The sequence below is a fragment of the Serratia sp. TSO36 genome, from assembly GCF_057808395.1.
In genome coordinates this window covers 13,117-31,990 of the sequence record NZ_JBJZOU010000021.1, presented here as the reverse complement: position 1 = coordinate 31,990, position 18,874 = coordinate 13,117, and the positions used below count along the sequence as shown (strand labels likewise).

21 protein-coding genes are annotated in these 18,874 nt (G+C 60.8%); 17 read left to right on the top strand and 4 right to left on the bottom strand.

Features of this window, described 5'->3' with window-relative positions; genetic code table 11:
- Positions 1–41: 41 nt before the first annotated feature.
- The 14 genes from pdxB to hisP all read left to right on the top strand — a co-directional run bounded on the left by pdxB (position 42) and on the right by hisP (position 13,512).
- Complete coding sequence (gene pdxB, locus ACK3CV_RS17655) at positions 42–1,163, top strand: 4-phosphoerythronate dehydrogenase PdxB (protein WP_043147765.1); 1,122 nt, start codon at positions 42–44, stop codon at positions 1,161–1,163.
- 110 nt (positions 1,164–1,273) lie between these two features.
- The gene (locus ACK3CV_RS17650; RefSeq protein ID WP_033635352.1) at positions 1,274–2,284 is read left to right on the top strand and encodes an aspartate-semialdehyde dehydrogenase; all 1,011 of its coding nucleotides are present in this window, start codon (positions 1,274–1,276) and stop codon (positions 2,282–2,284) included.
- Positions 2,284–3,105 carry a tRNA pseudouridine(38-40) synthase TruA gene (gene truA, locus ACK3CV_RS17645; RefSeq protein WP_033635351.1) on the top strand — a complete coding sequence of 274 codons (822 nt, stop codon included), beginning with the start codon at positions 2,284–2,286 and terminating at the stop codon, positions 3,103–3,105. The genes ACK3CV_RS17650 and truA overlap by 1 nt, the downstream gene beginning before the upstream one ends.
- 78 nt (positions 3,106–3,183) lie before the next feature.
- A complete protein-coding gene (locus ACK3CV_RS17640; protein ID WP_019453745.1) occupies positions 3,184–3,846 on the top strand; it encodes a DedA family protein in 663 nt (220 codons plus the stop codon).
- Between the two features lie 232 nt (positions 3,847–4,078).
- Complete coding sequence (gene accD, locus ACK3CV_RS17635) at positions 4,079–4,987, top strand: acetyl-CoA carboxylase, carboxyltransferase subunit beta (protein WP_025303691.1); 909 nt, start codon at positions 4,079–4,081, stop codon at positions 4,985–4,987.
- A 191-nt stretch (positions 4,988–5,178) separates the two neighbouring features.
- Positions 5,179–6,444 carry a bifunctional tetrahydrofolate synthase/dihydrofolate synthase gene (gene folC / locus ACK3CV_RS17630; protein WP_164040033.1) on the top strand — a complete coding sequence of 422 codons (1,266 nt, stop codon included), beginning with the start codon at positions 5,179–5,181 and terminating at the stop codon, positions 6,442–6,444.
- The gene (gene dedD / locus ACK3CV_RS17625; protein WP_033648058.1) at positions 6,445–7,182 is read left to right on the top strand and encodes a cell division protein DedD; all 738 of its coding nucleotides are present in this window, start codon (positions 6,445–6,447) and stop codon (positions 7,180–7,182) included. It begins immediately after the preceding gene.
- Between the two features lie 234 nt (positions 7,183–7,416).
- Positions 7,417–7,917, top strand: a complete 501-nt coding sequence (gene cvpA / locus ACK3CV_RS17620; protein WP_004936119.1) for a colicin V production protein — start codon at positions 7,417–7,419, stop codon at positions 7,915–7,917.
- A 21-nt stretch (positions 7,918–7,938) separates the two neighbouring features.
- Positions 7,939–9,456 (top strand): amidophosphoribosyltransferase, encoded by a 1,518-nt coding sequence (gene purF / locus ACK3CV_RS17615; protein WP_033653751.1) that lies wholly within the window; start codon positions 7,939–7,941, stop codon positions 9,454–9,456.
- A gap of 131 nt (positions 9,457–9,587) precedes the next feature.
- Positions 9,588–10,160: a UbiX family flavin prenyltransferase gene (locus tag ACK3CV_RS17610; RefSeq protein WP_033635347.1), complete on the top strand. Its 573-nt coding sequence runs from the start codon at positions 9,588–9,590 to the stop codon at positions 10,158–10,160.
- 304 nt (positions 10,161–10,464) lie between these two features.
- The gene (gene hisJ, locus ACK3CV_RS17605) at positions 10,465–11,247 is read left to right on the top strand and encodes a histidine ABC transporter substrate-binding protein HisJ (protein WP_033635346.1); all 783 of its coding nucleotides are present in this window, start codon (positions 10,465–10,467) and stop codon (positions 11,245–11,247) included.
- A gap of 82 nt (positions 11,248–11,329) precedes the next feature.
- Complete coding sequence (locus ACK3CV_RS17600; RefSeq protein WP_033635345.1) at positions 11,330–12,016, top strand: histidine ABC transporter permease HisQ; 687 nt, start codon at positions 11,330–11,332, stop codon at positions 12,014–12,016.
- The gene (locus ACK3CV_RS17595) at positions 12,013–12,717 is read left to right on the top strand and encodes an ABC transporter permease (RefSeq protein ID WP_033653752.1); all 705 of its coding nucleotides are present in this window, start codon (positions 12,013–12,015) and stop codon (positions 12,715–12,717) included. The genes ACK3CV_RS17600 and ACK3CV_RS17595 overlap by 4 nt, the downstream gene beginning before the upstream one ends.
- Before the next feature lie 21 nt (positions 12,718–12,738).
- The gene (gene hisP, locus ACK3CV_RS17590; protein ID WP_004936098.1) at positions 12,739–13,512 is read left to right on the top strand and encodes a histidine ABC transporter ATP-binding protein HisP; all 774 of its coding nucleotides are present in this window, start codon (positions 12,739–12,741) and stop codon (positions 13,510–13,512) included.
- 7 nt (positions 13,513–13,519) lie between these two features.
- Here hisP and ACK3CV_RS17585 read toward each other — a convergent pair whose 3' ends face one another.
- From ACK3CV_RS17585 to yfcG, 3 genes are all read right to left on the bottom strand, one after another.
- Positions 13,520–14,434, bottom strand: a complete 915-nt coding sequence (locus tag ACK3CV_RS17585; RefSeq protein ID WP_033648057.1) for a TIGR01777 family oxidoreductase — start codon at positions 14,432–14,434, stop codon at positions 13,520–13,522.
- A 16-nt stretch (positions 14,435–14,450) separates the two neighbouring features.
- On the bottom strand, positions 14,451–14,822 hold the full coding sequence (folX, locus tag ACK3CV_RS17580; protein ID WP_033635340.1) for a dihydroneopterin triphosphate 2'-epimerase: 372 nt from the start codon (positions 14,820–14,822) through the stop codon (positions 14,451–14,453).
- 110 nt (positions 14,823–14,932) lie between these two features.
- Positions 14,933–15,562: a GSH-dependent disulfide bond oxidoreductase gene (gene yfcG, locus ACK3CV_RS17575; protein ID WP_033635339.1), complete on the bottom strand. Its 630-nt coding sequence runs from the start codon at positions 15,560–15,562 to the stop codon at positions 14,933–14,935.
- 233 nt (positions 15,563–15,795) lie between these two features.
- Here yfcG and yfcE point away from each other — a divergent pair, with 233 nt between their 5' ends.
- Together yfcE and yfcD are read left to right on the top strand one after the other, a co-directional pair.
- Positions 15,796–16,347 carry a phosphodiesterase gene (gene yfcE, locus ACK3CV_RS17570; protein WP_033635338.1) on the top strand — a complete coding sequence of 184 codons (552 nt, stop codon included), beginning with the start codon at positions 15,796–15,798 and terminating at the stop codon, positions 16,345–16,347.
- Between the two features lie 99 nt (positions 16,348–16,446).
- A complete protein-coding gene (gene yfcD / locus ACK3CV_RS17565; RefSeq protein WP_004936086.1) occupies positions 16,447–16,992 on the top strand; it encodes an NUDIX hydrolase YfcD in 546 nt (181 codons plus the stop codon).
- 53 nt (positions 16,993–17,045) lie between these two features.
- Here the strand turns inward: yfcD and ACK3CV_RS17560 are convergent, their stop codons facing one another.
- Positions 17,046–18,065 carry a LacI family DNA-binding transcriptional regulator gene (locus ACK3CV_RS17560; RefSeq protein ID WP_033651947.1) on the bottom strand — a complete coding sequence of 340 codons (1,020 nt, stop codon included), beginning with the start codon at positions 18,063–18,065 and terminating at the stop codon, positions 17,046–17,048.
- 310 nt (positions 18,066–18,375) lie between these two features.
- Between ACK3CV_RS17560 and ACK3CV_RS17555 the strand changes: the two genes are divergently transcribed.
- Positions 18,376–18,819: a PTS sugar transporter subunit IIA gene (locus ACK3CV_RS17555; protein WP_049213535.1), complete on the top strand. Its 444-nt coding sequence runs from the start codon at positions 18,376–18,378 to the stop codon at positions 18,817–18,819.
- Positions 18,820–18,874 lie beyond the last annotated feature (55 nt).

Genomic DNA, 18,874 nt, shown 5'->3' with positions numbered 1-18,874 from the left:
CTATTTCGCAGACAAATAGCCGTAAACCGTCGGAGAACGCAGTGAAAATTCTGGTTGATGAAAATATGCCGTACGCGGCCGAGCTGTTCAGCCGCCTGGGCGACGTGCAGGCGGTGCCGGGCCGCCCGATCCCGCGCGAGGCGCTGGCGGATGCCGATGCGCTGATGGTGCGTTCGGTCACCAAGGTCAATGAAGCCTTGCTGGCCGGCAGCCGCATCGGCTTTGTCGGCACCGCCACCGCCGGCACCGATCACGTCGATGACGCCTGGCTGCAACGGCAGGGCATCGGCTTTTCCGCCGCGCCGGGCTGCAACGCCATCGCGGTGGTTGAGTATGTGTTCTCAGCCTTGATGCTGCTGGCCGAGCGCGACGGCTTCCACCTGCGGGATAAAACCGTCGGCATCGTCGGCGTGGGCAACGTCGGTTCGCGCCTGGACGCGCGCCTCAAGGCGCTGGGCGTGCGCACGCTGCTGTGCGATCCGCCGCGCGCCGATCGCGGTGACGCCGGGGAATTCTGGCCGTTGGAGAAGCTGGTGGCCGAGGCCGACGTGCTGACCTTCCATACGCCGCTGAATAAATCCGGCCCATACCATTCGCTGCATCTGGCGGACGCCGAGCTGTTGGCGGCGCTGCCTGACAACCGCATTCTGATCAACGCCTGCCGCGGGCCGGTGGTGGACAACGCCGCGCTGCTGCAGGCGCTGGAAAAAGGCAAAAAGCTGAGCACGGTGCTGGACGTGTGGGAACCGGAGCCGGATCTCTCCTTGCCGCTGCTGGCGCGGGTGGATATCGGCACCGCGCACATCGCCGGGTATACGCTGGAAGGCAAGGCGCGCGGCACCACCCAGGTGTTCGAGGCGTTCAGCCGCCATTTGGGGCAGCCGCAGCAGGTGGCGCTGGCCTCGCTGCTGCCGGTGCCGGAGTTCAGCCAGATCCGCCTCAACGGGCCGCTGGATGAAGCGCGGTTAAAACGATTGATGCACTTGGTGTATGATGTGCGCCGCGATGATGCGCCGCTGCGCAAAGTCGCCGGGCAACCGGGCGAATTCGATCGCCTGCGCAAGCACTACCAGGAGCGCCGCGAGTGGTCTTCGCTGGCCGTGCAATGCGATGACAGCGCCAGCGCCGAGTTGCTCGGCAAGCTGGGCTTCAGCGTGGCATAGCGCGTAAGGTTGTCTTAAGCCAACGCCGCTACAGTGAGCGGCAAAGATTATCGGGCGGTGGCTGCACTGCCCGTCTGCTTTTATGAATGAAATACTCTGGAGAAAACCCGATGTCTGACGGCTGGAATATCGCGCTGCTCGGCGCCACTGGCGCGGTAGGTGAAGCGTTGCTGGAATTGTTGCAGGACCGCCAGTTCCCGGTGGGTGAGCTCTATCCTCTGGCAAGCGAACGCAGCGCGGGCGCCAATGTGCGCTTCAACGGCAAGTCTCTTTTGGTGCAAAACGCCGAAGAGTTCGACTGGTCGCAGGCGCAGTTGGCCTTCTTCGTCGCCGGCAGCGACGCTTCCGCGCGCTATGCCGAAGAAGCCGGCAACATGGGCTGCCTGGTGATCGACACCAGCGGCCTGTTCGCCATGGAGCCGGATGTGCCGCTGGTGGTGCCGGGCGTCAACCCGCAGGTGCTGGCGGATTACCGCAACCGCAATATTGTGGCGGTGGCCGACAGCATGGTCAGCCAACTGCTGACGGCGATCAAGCCGCTGACCGAACAGGCGGGGCTGTCGCGTCTGCACGTCACCACGCTGATGTCGGTATCGTCGCGCGGCAAGGCGGCGGTGGACGACTTGGCCGGCCAGAGCGCACGCCTGCTGAACGGCATCCCGGCGGAGGAAGGCGTTTTCGGCAAGCAGCTGGCGTTCAACCTGTTGCCGCTGATTGCCGACGAGCAGGGCAGCGTGCGCGAAGAACGCCTGATCGTCGATCAGGTGCGCAAGGTGCTGCAGGATGAAGGGCTGCCGATTTCGGTGAGCTGCGTTCAGTCGCCGGTGTTTTACGGCCACGCGCAGGTGGTGCACCTGGAAGCGCTGCGCCCGCTGTCCGCCGAAGAGGCGCGCAGCGAGCTGGAAGAGGTCGAGGACATTCAGCTGAGCGAAGAGGACGATTACCCGACTCAGGTCACCGACGCCTCCGGCAGCGATGCGCTCAGCATCGGTTGTCTGCGTAACGATTACGGCATCCCCGAGCTGCTGCAGTTCTGGACGGTGGCGGACAACGTGCGCTTCGGCGGCGCGTTGATGGCTGTCGAAACCGCCGAGCGTCTGGTGCAGGAGCAGATGTACTGATGTCTGAGGTGGTCTCGCCCGCTCAGCCGACGCTGAAAATTGCGCTGGGCATCGAATATGACGGCAGCCGGTACTACGGCTGGCAGCGGCAGCAAGAAGTGGCCAGCGTGCAGCAACGCCTGGAGCAGGCGTTGAGCAAGGTGGCGGATGCGCCGATTAGCGTGCTGTGCGCCGGGCGCACCGACGCCGGAGTGCACGCCACCGGGCAGGTGGTGCATTTCGAAACCACCGCGCGCCGCAAGGACGCCGCTTGGACGATGGGGGTGAACACCCATCTGCCGCCGGACATCGCGGTGCGCTGGGTGAGCCCCGTCGCCGACGATTTTCACGCGCGCTTCAGCGCCACCGCGCGCCGCTACCGTTATATTATTTTCAACCATCGCTACCGGCCGGCGGTGCTGCAACAGGGGGTGACGCACTTTTATCACCCGCTGGACGCCGATCGCATGCACCGGGCGGCGCAGGCGCTGCTGGGCGAGAACGACTTCACTTCGTTTCGCGCGGTGCAGTGCCAGTCGCGCACTCCGTGGCGCTGCGTAAAACACGTTAAGGTTACGCGCTACGGCGAATATATTGTGGTAGATATCAAGGCGAATGCCTTTGTGCATCACATGGTTCGCAACATCGTCGGCAGCCTGATGGAGATCGGCTGCGGCAATCAGGATGAGAACTGGATGGCCGAGCTGCTGGCGCTGAAGGATCGCAATCTGGCGGCGGCGACGGCGCGAGCCGAGGGGCTGTATCTGGTTGCCGTGGATTATCCCGACCACTTTGGTCTACCGCGGCCGCCGATGGGGCCGCTGTTTTTGCCCGACGATTAAACGCCGGCACGCCTGAACGCGTCGCTCCCTTGTGCTTCTGCCGGGTGATTGAAACACCCGGTATCAATGAGAGAATTTATGGACATCATCAAGTTTATTATTGATTTCATTCTGCATATTGATGTGCACCTGGCCGAACTGGTCGCACAATACGGCATGTGGGTCTACGCTATTCTGTTCCTGATCCTGTTTTGCGAAACCGGTCTGGTGGTGACGCCGTTCCTGCCGGGGGATTCTTTGCTGTTTGTCGCCGGCGCGCTGGCGGCGTTGCCGACCAACGATCTGAACGTGCACACCATGGTGGCGTTGATGGTGGTGGCGGCGATCCTCGGCGATGCGGTGAACTACACTATCGGGCGGTTGTTCGGCGAGAAGCTGTTCAGCAACCCGAATTCGAAAATTTTCCGCCGCAGCTACCTGGACAAGACGCACCAGTTCTATGAGAAGCACGGTGGGAAAACGATTATTCTGGCGCGATTTGTGCCGATCGTGCGTACTTTTGCGCCGTTCGTCGCCGGTATGGGGCATATGTCCTATCGCCACTTCGCCGCCTACAACGTGATTGGCGCACTGGTTTGGGTGCTGCTCTTCACTTATGCTGGCTACCTGTTCGGCGATCTGCCGGTGGTGCAGGAGAACCTGAAACTGTTGATCGTCGGGATCATCATCGTTTCTATTCTGCCGGGCGTGATTGAAATTTGGCGCCACAAGCGCGCGGCCGCCCGCCAGCAAAAACAGTAAAAACATCGCTTAACCTGTCGGTTCGACCAGTTTTTTGTCCACAGCGTCGGGCCGATATGGTTTAATGAGCGACATTATGGTCTGTTCCTGCGAACAACCCTGAAGCCGATGCCTCAGTCGCCGCGCTTGCCGCGCCGCGAACGGGCATTTTTTCATTGGGGTGTTTTCAGGGGGATTGTTAAAGCATGAACAGCGGACTGGCGTGTGCCAGGTTCAAACAGAAAGGTCATCGATGAGCTGGATTGAACGAATTCTTAACAAGAGCAATATCACACAAACCCGTAAGGCGAGCATTCCTGAAGGGGTCTGGACCAAATGCGACAGCTGCGGCCAGGTCCTCTACCGCGCCGAGCTGGAGCGTAATCTGGAAGTGTGTCCGAAGTGCGACCACCACATGCGTATGGGCGCGCGCGCGCGCCTGCATACCCTGCTGGACGAAGGCAGCGAAGTGGAGCTGGGCAGCGATCTGGAGCCGAAGGACGTTCTGAAATTCAAGGATTCCAAGCGCTATAAAGATCGTCTGGTCGCCGCACAGAAAGCGACCGGCGAGAAAGACGCGCTGGTGGTGATGAAGGGCACGCTGTACGGCATGCCGATCGTCGCCGCCTCCTTCGAATTCGCCTTCATCGGCGGCTCGATGTCTTCCGTGGTCGGCGCGCGTTTCGTGCGTGCGGTTGAGCAGGCGCTGGAGGACAACTGTCCGCTGGTGTGCTTCTCCGCCAGCGGCGGCGCGCGCATGCAGGAAGCGCTGATGTCGCTGATGCAGATGGCGAAAACCAGCGCGGCGTTGGCCAAGATGCAGGAGCGCGGCTTGCCGTATATCTCCGTGCTGACCGACCCGACCATGGGCGGCGTTTCCGCCAGCCTGGCGATGCTGGGCGACATCAACATCGCCGAGCCGAAAGCGCTGATCGGCTTTGCCGGCCCGCGCGTCATCGAGCAGACCGTGCGCGAGAAACTGCCACCGGGCTTCCAGCGCAGCGAGTTCCTGATCGAAAAAGGCGCGATCGACATGATCGTTCGCCGTCCGGAAATGCGCCAAACGTTGGCGAGCATTCTGTCCAAGCTGACCAACCAGCCGCAGCCGCATTTCGATGAGGCCGCGCCGGTCATTGAGCCGGAGCCGCAGGCCGACGCCTGAGGCAAAGACAGATCCCGCCCGGATTCAGCCGCCACTTTGTGGCTAAGTGACGGCTGATGCCCGTTCCCTGCCGGCCGTGGCCTATCTCGCTGCGGTTTGCAGGCTGGCGGCAGTCACGAAGCGCATCGCCTTTACCGCGGTGAGGGTGGTGCCCTGATGGATTAATGAACCCAAGTTCAGTGATGGGACTCATGCAAAACCACCAAATTCCCCAAGCCACGTCGCCATTGAGCTCGTGGCTTTATTATCTGGAACGTCTGCACAGCCAGGCGATCGAACTCGGCCTTGAGCGCGTACAGCGCGTCGCGGCGCATCTGGATTTACTGACCCCCGCCCCCACGGTGTTCACCGTTGCCGGCACCAACGGCAAAGGCACCACCTGTCGCACCCTCGAAGCCATTCTGCTGGCCGCCGGCCTGCGCGTCGGCGTCTACAGTTCGCCGCATCTGGTGCGCTATACCGAACGCGTGCGCATTCAGGGGGAAGAGCTGAGCGAAGCGGAGCACAGCCGCTCGTTCGCCGCCATTGAGGCCGGCCGCGGCGAAACGTCGCTGACCTATTTCGAATTCGGCACCCTGTCGGCGCTGCAGCTGTTCAAACAGGCGCGGCTCGACGTGGTGATCTTGGAAGTGGGCCTGGGCGGGCGTCTCGACGCCACCAACATCGTCGATCCGAGCGTGGCGGTGATTACCAGCATCGCGCTCGATCACACCGACTGGCTGGGCAACGATCGCGAAAGCATCGGCCGCGAGAAGGCCGGCATTTTCCGCAGCGGCAAGCCGGCGGTGGTGGGCGAACCCGACATGCCGGAGAGCATTCGTCAGGTTGCCGAAACGCTGGGCGCGCCGCTGTATCGCCGCGGCGAAGCCTGGAGCTTCAGCGAGCAGGGCGATCGCTGGCAGTGGCAGGGCGGCGACACGCTGCTGACCGATCTGCCGACGCCGAACGTGCCGCTGGCCAACGCCGCTACCGCGCTGGCGGCGCTGAACTGCTCCCCGCTGGAAATCGACGAACGCGCGATCTTCACCGGGCTGCAGCAGGCGACGCTGCCGGGGCGTTTCCAGATCGTGCGGCGGGAGCCGACGCTGATCCTCGACGTGGCGCACAACCCGCACGCCGCCGGCTATCTGGCCGGGCGTCTGGCCAAACTGCCGCGCGACGGCGGCAAGGTGCGCGCGGTGGTGGGCATGCTGTCGGACAAGGATATCGCCGGCACGCTGGCCTGCCTGAGCGAGCAGGTGGATAAATGGTACTGCGCGCCGCTGGACGGGCCGCGCGGCGCCAGCGTCGAACAGCTGGCGCAACATCTGAAGGAACCGCGCCGCTTTAATGATGTCGAAACTGCCTGGCGGCAGGCTATGCAGGATGCTGATAAACAGGATATTGTGATCGTCTGTGGATCGTTCCACACCGTGGCGCAGGTGATGGCGGCGTTAGACGAGATGCGGGGAGTGTGAGTGGCGAGTAAATTTCAGAACCGACTGGTTGGAACCGTGATTCTGGTGGCGCTGGGGGTGATCATCCTGCCAGGGTTGCTGGACGGCAAAAAGAAGCATTACGAGGATGAATTTGCGGCCATTCCGTTGGTGCCGAAACCGGGCGATGTCGAAGAGAACGACGTGCTGCCGCCGGTGACGCAACCGCTGCCGGCGCAGCCGCCGGAAGGGGCGGGCGCGCTGGTCGAGCAGCAGGCGGCCAATGAAGCGGCGGCGCAACAGGCGGTGCGGCAGAGCGCTCAGCAGCCGACGCAGGTGGCGCCGCCGCCGGTCGAGACGCGTCCTCAGCCGGTGCCGCAGCCCAAGCCGAAACCGGTGGAAACCAAACCGGTGGAAGTGAAACCGAAACCGGCACCGCAACCGAAGCCGGTGGAAGTGAAGCCGGTGCCGAAGCCGGAGCCGACGCCGAAACCTGAGCCGGCGCCGCAGCCGAAACCGGCGGAAGAAAAAGCGCCGGCCGGGCAAGCCTACGTCGTGCAGCTCGGGGCGCTGAAAAACGCCGCCAAGGCGAACGAGATTGTCGCCTCGCTGCGCCTCTCGGGCTACCGCGCCTTTACCGTGCCGTCAACGCCGGTGCAGGGGCAGATAACCCGCATCTACGTCGGCCCGGACGCCTCCAGGCAGAAGCTGCAGGCGGCGTTGCCGTCGCTGAACTCGATCAGCGGGCTGAGCGGGCAGGTGAAGCCGTACGGCCGTTAAACCCCGCAGGGGCGCAGCACGATGCGCCCCTGAATGAAGGAGTGGTGGAGAGAAAGCGAGAAAAACCGCGCCTTTTACAGGCGAAATCACCTATGTAGGCGCGGCGATTGGGAATTTTTTGATCGCCGCTTTTTATTTGTAACGTGGTAGGAAATCCCCTACGCAAACGTTTTCTTTTTCTGTTAGAATTCGCCGCGAATTGGATGCAGGGGCGATTCATCATTGGAATAGTTCATGGTCTGGATTGATTACGTCATTATAGCGGTAATTGGATTTTCGGCTCTGGTGAGCCTGATCCGAGGGTTTGTTCGCGAAGCATTGTCACTTGTGACATGGGGATGTGCGTTTTTTGTTGCCAGCCATTTCTACTCTTACCTTGCGGTCTATTTCACTCGTTTTGAAGATGAACTGGTGCGAAACGGCATCGCGATCGCGATTTTGTTCATCGCGACCTTGATCGTAGGGGCTATTGTTAACTATGTGATTAGCTCACTGGTAGAGAAAACCGGGTTGTCGGGCACCGATCGGGTGCTGGGCATCTGCTTCGGCGCGCTGCGCGGAGTATTGATCGTCGCGGCGATCCTGTTCTTCCTGGATACCTTTACCGGCTTTTCACAGAGTGCCGACTGGAAACAGTCGCAGCTCATTCCCCAGTTCAGTTACGTCATCAGGTGGTTCTTTGACTACCTGCAGAGCACGTCGAGTTTCTTGCCGACCCAATTGCCGGGACGGTAGCGCTGATGAGGAAAAGACAACATGTGCGGTATTGTCGGTATCGCCGGTTTCATGCCGGTAAACCAGTCGATTTATGATGCGCTGACGGTGCTTCAGCACCGTGGCCAGGATGCCGCAGGCATCGTCACCATTGACGCCCACAACGGGTTCCGTTTGCGTAAAGCCAACGGCCTGGTGAAGGATGTGTTTGAGGCGCGCCATATGCAACGCTTGCAGGGCAACATGGGTATTGGCCATGTGCGTTACCCGACGGCCGGCAGCTCGAGCGCCTCTGAGGCCCAGCCTTTCTACGTCAACTCGCCGTTCGGCATTACGCTGGCCCACAATGGCAACCTGACCAACGCCCATGAGCTGCGCCAAAAGCTGTTCGAAAGTGGCCGCCGCCATGTCAACACCACCTCCGACTCGGAAATCCTGCTGAACGTGCTGGCCAGCGAGTTGGACCGTTTCCCGCACTACCCGCTGGAGGCCGACAACATCTTTACCGCGGTCGCCGCCATGCATCAGCAACTGCGCGGCGCTTACGCCTGCGTGGCGATGATCATCGGCCACGGTCTGCTGGCGTTCCGCGATCCGAACGGCATTCGCCCGCTGGTGATCGGCAAGCGCACGCTGGAGGATGGCCGCAGTGAGTACATGGTGGCTTCCGAGAGCGTGGCGCTGGATACCCTGGGCTTTGAATTCCTGCGCGACGTGGCGCCGGGCGAAGCGGTGTATATCACCACCAAGGGCCAGCTGTTCACCCGCCAGTGCGCAGAGAACCCGAAAACCAATCCGTGCCTGTTCGAATACGTCTATTTCGCGCGCCCGGACTCCTTTATGGACAAGATCTCGGTCTACAGCGCCCGCGTGCGCATGGGCCAGAAGCTGGGCGAGAAGATTGCCCGCGAGTGGGAAGATCTGGACATCGACGTGGTGATCCCGATTCCGGAAACCTCCTGCGACATCGCGCTGGAGATCGCGCGCATTCTCGAGAAGCCCTACCGCCAGGGCTTTGTGAAGAACCGCTACGTCGGCCGCACCTTCATCATGCCGGGCCAGCAGGCGCGTCGTCAGTCGGTGCGCCGCAAGCTGAACGCCAATCGCGCCGAGTTCCGCGACAAGAACGTGCTGCTGGTGGATGACTCCATCGTGCGCGGCACCACGTCGGAACAGATCGTCGAAATGGCGCGCGAAGCGGGCGCCAAGCGGGTGTACCTGGCTTCCGCCGCGCCGGAAGTGCGTTTCCCGAACGTTTACGGCATCGACATGCCGAGCGCCAACGAACTGATCGCCCACGGGCGCGAAGTGGATGAAATCCGCCAGATTATCGGCGCCGATGGGCTGATCTTCCAGGACCTCGACGATCTGATCGAAGCGGTGCGCGAAGAGAACCCGGACATCACCCAGTTCGAATGCTCGGTGTTCAACGGCATCTACGTGACCAAAGACGTCGATCAAAGCTATCTGGAATACCTGGAGTCGCTGCGCAACGACGACGCCAAGGCGCTGCGGGTGCAAACCGAAGCGGAAAATCTGGAACTGCATAACGAAGGCTAACCGCCTGCGTTGATCCATCAGGGTGCATCGCCGCGTCTGCGGCGGTGCGCCTTGCTCCTCTGACTTGCTTATCCCTCGCCATTGCGGCAAAGTCTGCCTGATCTTACTTTTTACGGCAGAGGCCATTTTCCATGAAACGACTCATCATCGGCATTTCCGGCGCCAGCGGCGCCATCTACGGCGTGCGCCTGTTACAGGTTTTGCGCGACGTCGCAGAGGTGGAAACCCATCTGGTGATGAGCAACGCGGCAAGACAAACGCTGGCGCTGGAAACGCCGTACAGCCTGCGGGAAGTGCAGGCGCTGGCCGACGTGGTGCACGATGCGCGCGACATCGCCGCCGGCATTTCCTCCGGCTCCTTCAAAACCCTGGGCATGGCGATTTTACCTTGCTCAGTCAAAACCCTGTCCGGCATCGTCAACAGTTACAGCGACGGGCTGCTGACTCGCGCCGCCGACGTGGTGCTCAAAGAGCGCCGCCGTTTGGTGCTGTGCGTGCGGGAAACGCCGCTGCATTTGGGTCACCTGCGGTTGATGACCCAGGCGGCGGAGATGGGGGCGGTGATCATGCCGCCGGTGCCGGCGTTTTATCACCAGCCGAAAAGCGTGGAAGACATCATCGATCAGACCGTCAATCGGGTGATCGATCAGTTTGATATCGAACTGCCTGCCGATCTGTTCACCCGTTGGCAGGGCGTCAGTTAACATTTTCATCCCCAAATTGGCACATTTGTGCAACACCGCACTGAATTAGGGCGGCGCATGCACCATAATGATCCTACTTCATCACGTTCACTGTTTCATGGCGCCGCCTTGTCGCGGCTGCCAGTGGCGCGGCCCCGAGCGGCCGATTTAATTTTGCGGTTATCGTCCCAGGAAACAGTATTGTGAAGGCCGGAGCCGTTCCCTCCGCCCGTAGCACCTAATGTGGCACGATTACTGCAAATTGATTTGGTGGGGAAAAGTAATGCCCGTAGTGGCATCAAAAAAATCAATTTGAGGGTAATTTATGAAAAAGCTGGTTAAGGTTCTTCCTTTAGTCTTGGCTTTGGCGGCCGCAAACAGCGCATTCGCCGCTATCCCATCGACATTGAAGATCGGCACCGATCCGACTTATGCGCCGTTTGAATCCAAAAACGCCAAAGGCGAGCTGGTCGGCTTCGATATCGATTTGGCCAAAGAGCTGTGCAAACGCATAAATACCCAATGCACCTTCGTGGAGAGCGACTTTGACGCGCTGATCCCATCCCTCAAGGCGAAGAAAATCGACGCCATCATCTCTTCGCTGTCCATCACTGAAAAACGCCAGCAGGAAATCGCCTTTACCGACAAGCTGTATGCCGCCAACGCGCGTCTGATCGCGCCGAAGGGCTCCAAGCTGTTGCCTACCGTGGACGCCCTGAAAGGCAAGAGCGTGGGCGTGCTGCAGGGCACCACCCAGGAAGCCTACGCCAACGCCATGTGGCAGCCGAAGGGCGTCACCGTGGTGCCTTACCAGAACCAGGATCTGGTCTACGCCGATCTGGCGTCCGGGCGCATCGACGCCGCCTTCCAGGATGAAGTGGCGGGCAGCGACGGCTTCCTGAAACAGCCGCCGGGCAAAGACTACGCGTTCGCCGGCGAATCGGTGAAGGATGACAAATTCTTCGGCGTCGGCACCGGCATGGGGCTGCGCAAAGCCGATACCGAGCTGAAAGCGGCGCTGGACAAAGCCTTCGCCGAAATGCGCAAAGACGGCACCTACGATAAATACGCGAAAAAGTACTTCGACTTTGACGTCTACGGCGGGTAATCCGCTAACCGTTCCATGCTGTGACTGCGGGGCCGGTGTGCCGGCCCCGATGGTTCGGATCCTAGACCACAGGGTGAAGTAGATGCTGCAAGGCTATTCCCAACTGATTTTCGAGGGGGCTCTGGTGACGCTGGAGTTGGCCCTCAGTTCCGTATTGTTGGCGGTGGTGATCGGGTTGATCGGCGCCGGCGGCAAACTCTCCCACAACCCCCTTATTTCCGGCCTGTTCGGCGCTTACACCACGCTGATCCGCGGCGTGCCCGATCTGGTGCTGATGCTGCTGATCTTTTACGGTCTGCAAATCGCGCTGAACAATATCACTACGCTGCTGGGCTTCTCGCAGATCGATATCGATCCGCTCGGCGCCGGCATCATTACCCTCGGCTTTATCTACGGTGCTTATTTTACCGAGACCTTCCGCGGCGCCTATCTGGCGGTGCCGAAAGGGCAGATCGAAGCGGCGACGGCCTACGGCTTCAGCGGCGCGCAGATCTTCCGGCGCATTCTGTTCCCGGCGATGATGCGTTTCGCCTTGCCGGGCATCGGCAACAACTGGCAGGTGATCCTGAAGGCGACGGCGCTGGTGTCGATCCTCGGCCTGAACGACGTGGTGAAAGCCACGCAGCTGGCGGGGAAAGGCACCTATCAGCCGTTCTTCTTCGCCATCGTGGCCGGCGTGGTGTACCTGATCTTCACGACCGTTTCCAACGGCGTGCTGCTGTGGCTTGAACGGCGTTACTCACTGGGCGTCAAGAGGGCCGAGCTATGATCGAGATTTTGCAACAGTATTGGCAGTCGCTGCTGTGGAGCGACGGCTACCGTTTCACCGGCGTGGCGGTAACGCTGTGGCTGCTGATCGCTTCGGTGGTGATGGGCGGGCTGCTGGCGATCCCGATGGCGGTGGCGCGTGTCTCTTCCATCCGCTGGGTGCGTTTCCCGGTGTGGCTCTATACCTACGTGTTTCGCGGCACGCCGCTGTACGTGCAGCTGCTGGTGTTCTACTCCGGCATGTACAGCCTCGAGGTCGTGCGCGGCAGCGAGTTTCTCAATGCGTTTTTCCGCAGCGGGCTCAACTGCACCATCCTGGCGCTGACGCTCAACACCTGCGCCTATACCACCGAGATCTTCGCCGGGGCGATCCGCTCGGTGCCGCACGGTGAGATCGAGGCCGCCAACGCCTACGGTTTCTCGCGCTTCAAGATGTATCGCTGCATCATTTTGCCTTCGGCGCTGCGCACCGCGCTGCCGGCCTACAGCAACGAAGTGATCCTGATGCTGCACTCCACCGCGCTGGCGTTTACCGCCACCGTGCCGGATCTGCTGAAGATTGCGCGCGACATCAACGCCGCGACCTATCAGCCGTTTTACGCTTTCGGCATCGCGGCGGTGCTGTACCTGATCATCTCCTACGTGTTAATCAGCCTGTTCCGCAAGGCTGAAAAACGCTGGATGGCACACGTTAGTCACTGATAAATGACGGGAAGAAAAACCATGTCTGAGAATAAATTAGCCGTCACGGAACTGCACAAACGCTATGGCGACCACGAAGTGCTGAAGGGCGTCTCGCTGGCGGCCAACGCCGGGGATGTGATCAGCATCATCGGCTCCTCCGGCTCCGGCAAAAGCACCTTTCTGCGCTGCATCAACTTCCTCGAGAAGCCGAGCGAGGGCTCGATCAGCCTGAACAACGAAGACATCCGCATGGTGCGCGACAAGGACGGCCAGCTGAAGGTGTTCGACAAGAAGCAGCTGCAGCTGCTGCGCACCCGCCTGACCATGGTGTTCCAGCATTTCAACCTGTGGAGCCACATGACGGTGTTGGAGAACGTGATGGAGGCGCCGGTGCAGGTGCTGGGGCTGAGCAAGGCCGACGCGCACGAGCGCGCGGTGCGTTATCTGGATAAGGTGGGCATCGATGAGCGGGCGCGCGGCAAATACCCGGTGCACCTGTCGGGCGGCCAGCAGCAGCGCGTTTCTATCGCCCGCGCGTTGGCGATGGAGCCGGAAGTGCTGCTGTTCGACGAACCGACGTCGGCGCTGGATCCCGAGCTGGTGGGCGAGGTGCTGCGCATCATGCAGAAGCTGGCGGAGGAGGGGAAAACCATGGTGGTGGTGACGCACGAAATGGAGTTTGCGCGCCACGTTTCCAACCACGTGATCTTCCTGCATAAAGGGTTGATTGAAGAACAGGGGCCGCCGGCCGAGCTGTTCGGTAACCCCAAAAGCCCGCGCCTGCAACAGTTCCTGTCCGGCGCGTTGAAGTAACTTCAGATCAGCGGGCTTCGGCCCGCTGATTAATCACGTCATCCAGCGCCTGCTCCAGCTCCAGATAGCGGAAGTGGAAGCCGGCCTCCTCCAGCCGCTTCGGCACCGCCCGCTGGCCGCCGAGCACCAGCACCGCCGCTTCCCCCATCAACAAACGCATGACGAACGCCGGCACCCGCAGAAACGCCGGGCGATCGAGCACGTTGGCCAATTGGGCGGCGAACTGCTCGTTATGCACCGGGTAGGGGGCGACCATGTTGAACGGGCCGGTGAGCGTGGCGTGATCCAGCAGATAAATAATGCCGTTGACCATGTCGTCGAGATGGATCCACGGCAGGTATTGGCGGCCGTCGCCGATCGGGCCGCCCAGCCCGAAGCGGAACGGCGGCAGCATTTTGGCCAGCGCGCCGCCCTGCGGCGCCAGCACCACGCCGGTGCGCAGCAGGCAGACGCGGGTGGCGTCGCTCTGCGCCTGCAGCGCCAGCGCTTCCCAGCGTTGGCACAGCTGGTGGGTGAATTCGTCGTGCGGCGGCTCCTCTTCGGTGACCACCGCCTGCCCCTGATCGCCGTAGTAGCCGACGGCGGAACCGGAAATCAGCACGCCGGGCGGCGTGCTGCCGGCCTTGATCAGCTGCGCCAAGCGTTCGGTCAGATCCCAGCGGCTATGACACAACCGCTGCTTCTGCTGTGCGCTCCAGCGCTTGTCGGCGATAGGTTCGCCGGCCAGATTGATCACCGCATCGAAGTCATCCAGCGACTGCCGGTCGTCCAGCGTGCGCCAATAGCTCGGCTGGTCGCCGAGCCGGGCCCGAGCCCGCCGTTCGTCTCGCGTCAGTACCGTAATATGGTGAGAAAGCGCCAGCAGCCTGGCCGTCAGGCTGCTGCCGATCAATCCCGTTGCGCCGGTGATCAGGATCCGCATGGTCGACCTCCCTGAGTTAGTCCCTGCGATAGCTCATGGTCATGGAGACAGAATCGGCGTAGCGCAGAGCCAGAAGTTTATCTATCTCCACTTCAGCATAGGTCACCCAGGCGTGTTCTTTTACGATATCGAGCACATCCTGCGTTAATTTTTCCAGCAACGCGAAACGGTTATCTTCCACATGGCGGATGATCGCTTTGGTGATGGTGCGGTAGTTGAGCGCATCGGCGATGTCTTCGCTGTTGCGCGCCTTGTCCGCCGGGTAGTGGATCACCACGTTGATCAGGATGTCCTGTCGGTTGTTGATTTCCTCTTCCTTGATACCGATGAACGTGCGCAGCCGCAGATTTTTAATGCGAATAACGGCGTCGGGTTGACTGAAAGACATCAGAGATTCTCCATAGGTCTGATTATTGGCGTTCAGAATACACGGAAAGTAGGGAAATGATAACGCAGGGACGATGTGACTCCCCGGTCGACGGGGAGTCGGGGAGGCACTTAGCCTTGTTCGGCCAGTTTGTAGGCGCGCTCGGTCGCCGGGCGGTTGCTGATGCGTTCGAACCAGTTGCGCACCGCCGGGTAATCCGCCAGATCGATGCGCTGGCGCGGATGCGACACCACCCACGGGTAGGTGGCGATATCGGCGATGCTGTAGTTGTCGCCGCCCAGGTACGGGTGCTTTTGCAGTTCGGCTTCCAGCACGCCGTACAGCCGCTTGGTCTCCAGATGATAACGCTCGATGGCGTAGGGCACCGGCTGCGGCGCGTAGTGGTTGAAGTGATGATTCTGCCCGAGCATCGGCCCGAACCCGGCCACCTGCCAGAACAGCCACTGCAGGGTGGCGGCGCGTTCGCGCAGGCCTTTGCTCAGCAGTTTGCCGGTCTTTTCCGCCAGATACAGCAGGATTTCACCGGATTCGAACAGGCTGATCGGCTCGCCGCCGTCCACCGGTTGCTGATCGACGATCGCCGGGATTTTGTTGTTGGGAGAAATGCTCAGAAAGTCCGGTTTGAACTGCTCGCCGGCGCTGATGTTTACGCGATGGATACGGTAGGGTAAGCCGACCTCTTCCAAAAACAAGGTGATCTTGTGACCATTGGGAGTAGGCGCGTAATACAGGTCAATCATGTTGCCTCCTGCGGTAAGGTGATCTGTAATTCATTACACGTTGCTGCGGTCTTCGCCGCGCACAAAGGTATATCAGAGATCCAACAATAGCAGCTAAGGATAGCAGGCTATGTGGGATTCGTCCGATGCTATCTGCGCGGTTGGATCACAATTCTCCATCGGGGCGGGCGGCGGTTTGCCGCACGGCGCCGGCGCGGTAAAATGGCGCTTATTTCCCTCTATAGGACAAGGTTATGAAGCTGATGTTCGCCTCGGATATTCACGGATCGCTGCCGGCTACCGAACGCGTGCTGGAATTGTTCGCACAAAACGGCGCCGACTGGCTGATTCTTCTGGGTGATTTGCTGAATCACGGCCCGCGCAACGCGCTGCCGGCCGGGTATCAGCCCGCTCAGGTTGCCGAACGATTGAATCGCTATAGCGACAAGATCATCGCCGTTCGCGGCAATTGCGACAGCGAGGTCGATCAGATGCTGCTGACGTTTCCCATCGAGGCGCCCTGGCAACAGGTTTTACTGCAAAAAAGACGATTGTTTTTGACCCACGGTCACCTTTATCATCCCTCGGCACTGCCGCCGTTATCCCGCGGTGACGTCCTGGCCTACGGCCATACGCATCTGCCGCAGGCGGAGCGGCAGGGTGAGATCTATTGCTTCAATCCGGGCTCGGTCAGCATCCCCAAAGGGGGCTTTCCGGCCAGCTACGGCATGTTGGATCGGGGCACTTTGCGCGTGCTGACGCTCGACGACGGCAAGGTCGTCGCGGAGGTGGCGTTAACACGCTAAACGCACTAATTTATACACACACAATAAAAATCTTTGAAAAGCACTCATTGATTAACCAGCGCGCGGGATGCATCGCGCCAAAATAGAAGGTTTTAGAGGATGGCGGAACAGGGTCAGGCTGCAGATACCGAATGGGTTGATATCGTCGACGAGCAAAACGAGGTGATTGCGCAATCCAGTCGTCAACAGATGCGGGCGGAGCGGCTGCGTCATCGTGCTACCTATATTGTGGTGCATGATGGGATGGGAAAAATTCTGGTGCAGCGTCGCACCGAGATCAAAGACTTCTACCCGGGCTGGCTGGACGCGACGGCGGGCGGCGTGGTGCAAAGCGGTGAAAACGTGCTGGACTCGGCGCGCCGCGAGGCGGAAGAAGAGCTGGGCATCGCCGGCGTGCCTTTCGCCGAACACGGTCTGTTCTACTTCGAAGAAGAGCAGTGCCGGGTGTGGGGGGCGCTGTTCAGCTGCGTATCGCACGGGCCGTTCGCGCTGCAGGAAGAAGAAGTGGCCGAGGTGTGCTGGCTGACGCCGGAAGAGATCACCGCCCGCTGTGACGAGTTTACCCCGGATTCGCTGAAGGCGCTGTCGCTGTGGCTGACGCGCAACAATGAACAGGATTACGGCAAGCCGCTCGACAATCACTGAGCCGCCTGCGCATGGAAAAGCCGGTCATCGACCGGCTTTTTTTACGGGCGGATTCAGCAGCTGTCGCGGCGGCACAGCGTGGCGGGCAGGGAGCCTGGTGGCTGCCAGGGATGCTCGTTCAGCCGCGCCAGCAGCGCCTGGCCGGCCTGAATGCCGATGTCGCGATGCGGAATGGTCATGGTGGTCAGCGGCGGCTGGCACACCCGGCTGAACTCGCTGTTGCCGAAGCCCACCACCGCCAGATTATCCGGCACCTTGATGCGCCGCCGCTGGCATTCATACAGCACGCCGCCCGCCAGTTCGTCCGACGCGCACACCAGCGCGTCCAGCTCCGGCCAGGCCAGCAAGAATTCCGGCAGCTGCTGCGCGCCGGTGCTGAAGCTGGCGGGCTGCGCGGCGTTGATGACCCGATGCGGCGACATATGGTTGCGCAGCAGCGCCTTGTGCCAGCCCTGCAGGTGCTGCTGGAAAATCCACTGCTCCTGATTGGCGCACAGCAGCCCGATATTCTGGTAACCGCTGGCGATCACCGTTTGCGTCAGCTGATACATGGCCGCCACGTAATCGATGCCGATGCTCATGTCGATCGGATCGGCGCGTACGGCGCCGATCTCCACCACCGGAATGTTGGCGGCGATCAACGCGTTGCGGGCATTTTGCGAATGCTCGACGCTGAGCAGCACCGCCGCCGCCAGGTTGTAAGAGAGCAGCGTCTCCAGCAGTTTCTCCTCGCGTTCCAGGTGGTGCTGCGACTCCGCCAGCATGATGTGATAGCCGGCGGGCTGCAGCACTTTCTGCAGGCCGGCGAACATCTCGGCGCAGCCGGATTCGGACAGGCTGGGCACTACCATGGCGATGGTGTAGGACGAGGCCGAGGCCAGCGAGCTGGCGGCCAGGTTGGGCAGATAGCCCAGCTCGTTTACCGCCGCGTCTATCTTTTCGCGCAGTTTGTCCGAAACCTGTTCCGGCGTGCGCAGCGCGCGCGACACCGTCATGGTGCCGACGCCCGCCAGCTGCGCTACGTCAGCCAACGTCACTCTGCCCGTGCTGCGTCGTTTTTTACCGATCGACATGCCTAATCCCGACTGAAATGCGCGCGCGGCGCATAAAAATGGTGAGGGCGGGAAGCCGACGGCACGGCTTCGACGATCCCAGTATGCGGCACATTCTACCCCGTAACCCGGAAGAGCGAGAAAAAATTGTGGTTAACGCCGCGCCGCGGCGCGGCGTTTTGATAGCGCTATCACAGATCTGCATGATAGCGCTTTGGTAGCGCTATCTTTGTGATATCCATCACTGTGTGGCCGGGAGGGGTTGATTAAAGTTTTACCGTCGTCGGTGAATTAATCACCGGTCGAAACCATCAACCTTTAGGAGGGTAACGTGCTGAAAGAGTGGCTGACCGCCGATCATATACAGCTGTGCGAACGGGTGGAGGACTGGCGCCAGGCGGTCACGCTGAGCGCGCAGCCGCTGCTGCAAGACGGCGTGATCACGCCGAATTACCTGACGGCCATCTTTCATCAGCAGGAGAAGCTCGGCCCTTACTTCGTCCTGGCACCGGGCATCGCCATGCCGCACGCCCGGCCCGAAGAGGGCGCCAACGCGTTGGGATTATCGCTGTTGAAGATCCATCAGGGGGTGAACTTTCATTCTGCAGATAACGATCCGGTTCAGGTGGTGGTGATGCTTTCGGCGCCCGACGGCGACAGCCACATCGAATTGATTTCGCAACTGGCGGAATTATTTTCAGACAATCAGGCCATGGAGGCGTTATTTCACGCCACAGACAAACGGCAAATTGAGGATATTATCGCCCGCTATTAACGTTTATCACCAGGAACATTATTAATGTCCATAACGTCGGGAATATTCCCGGCGG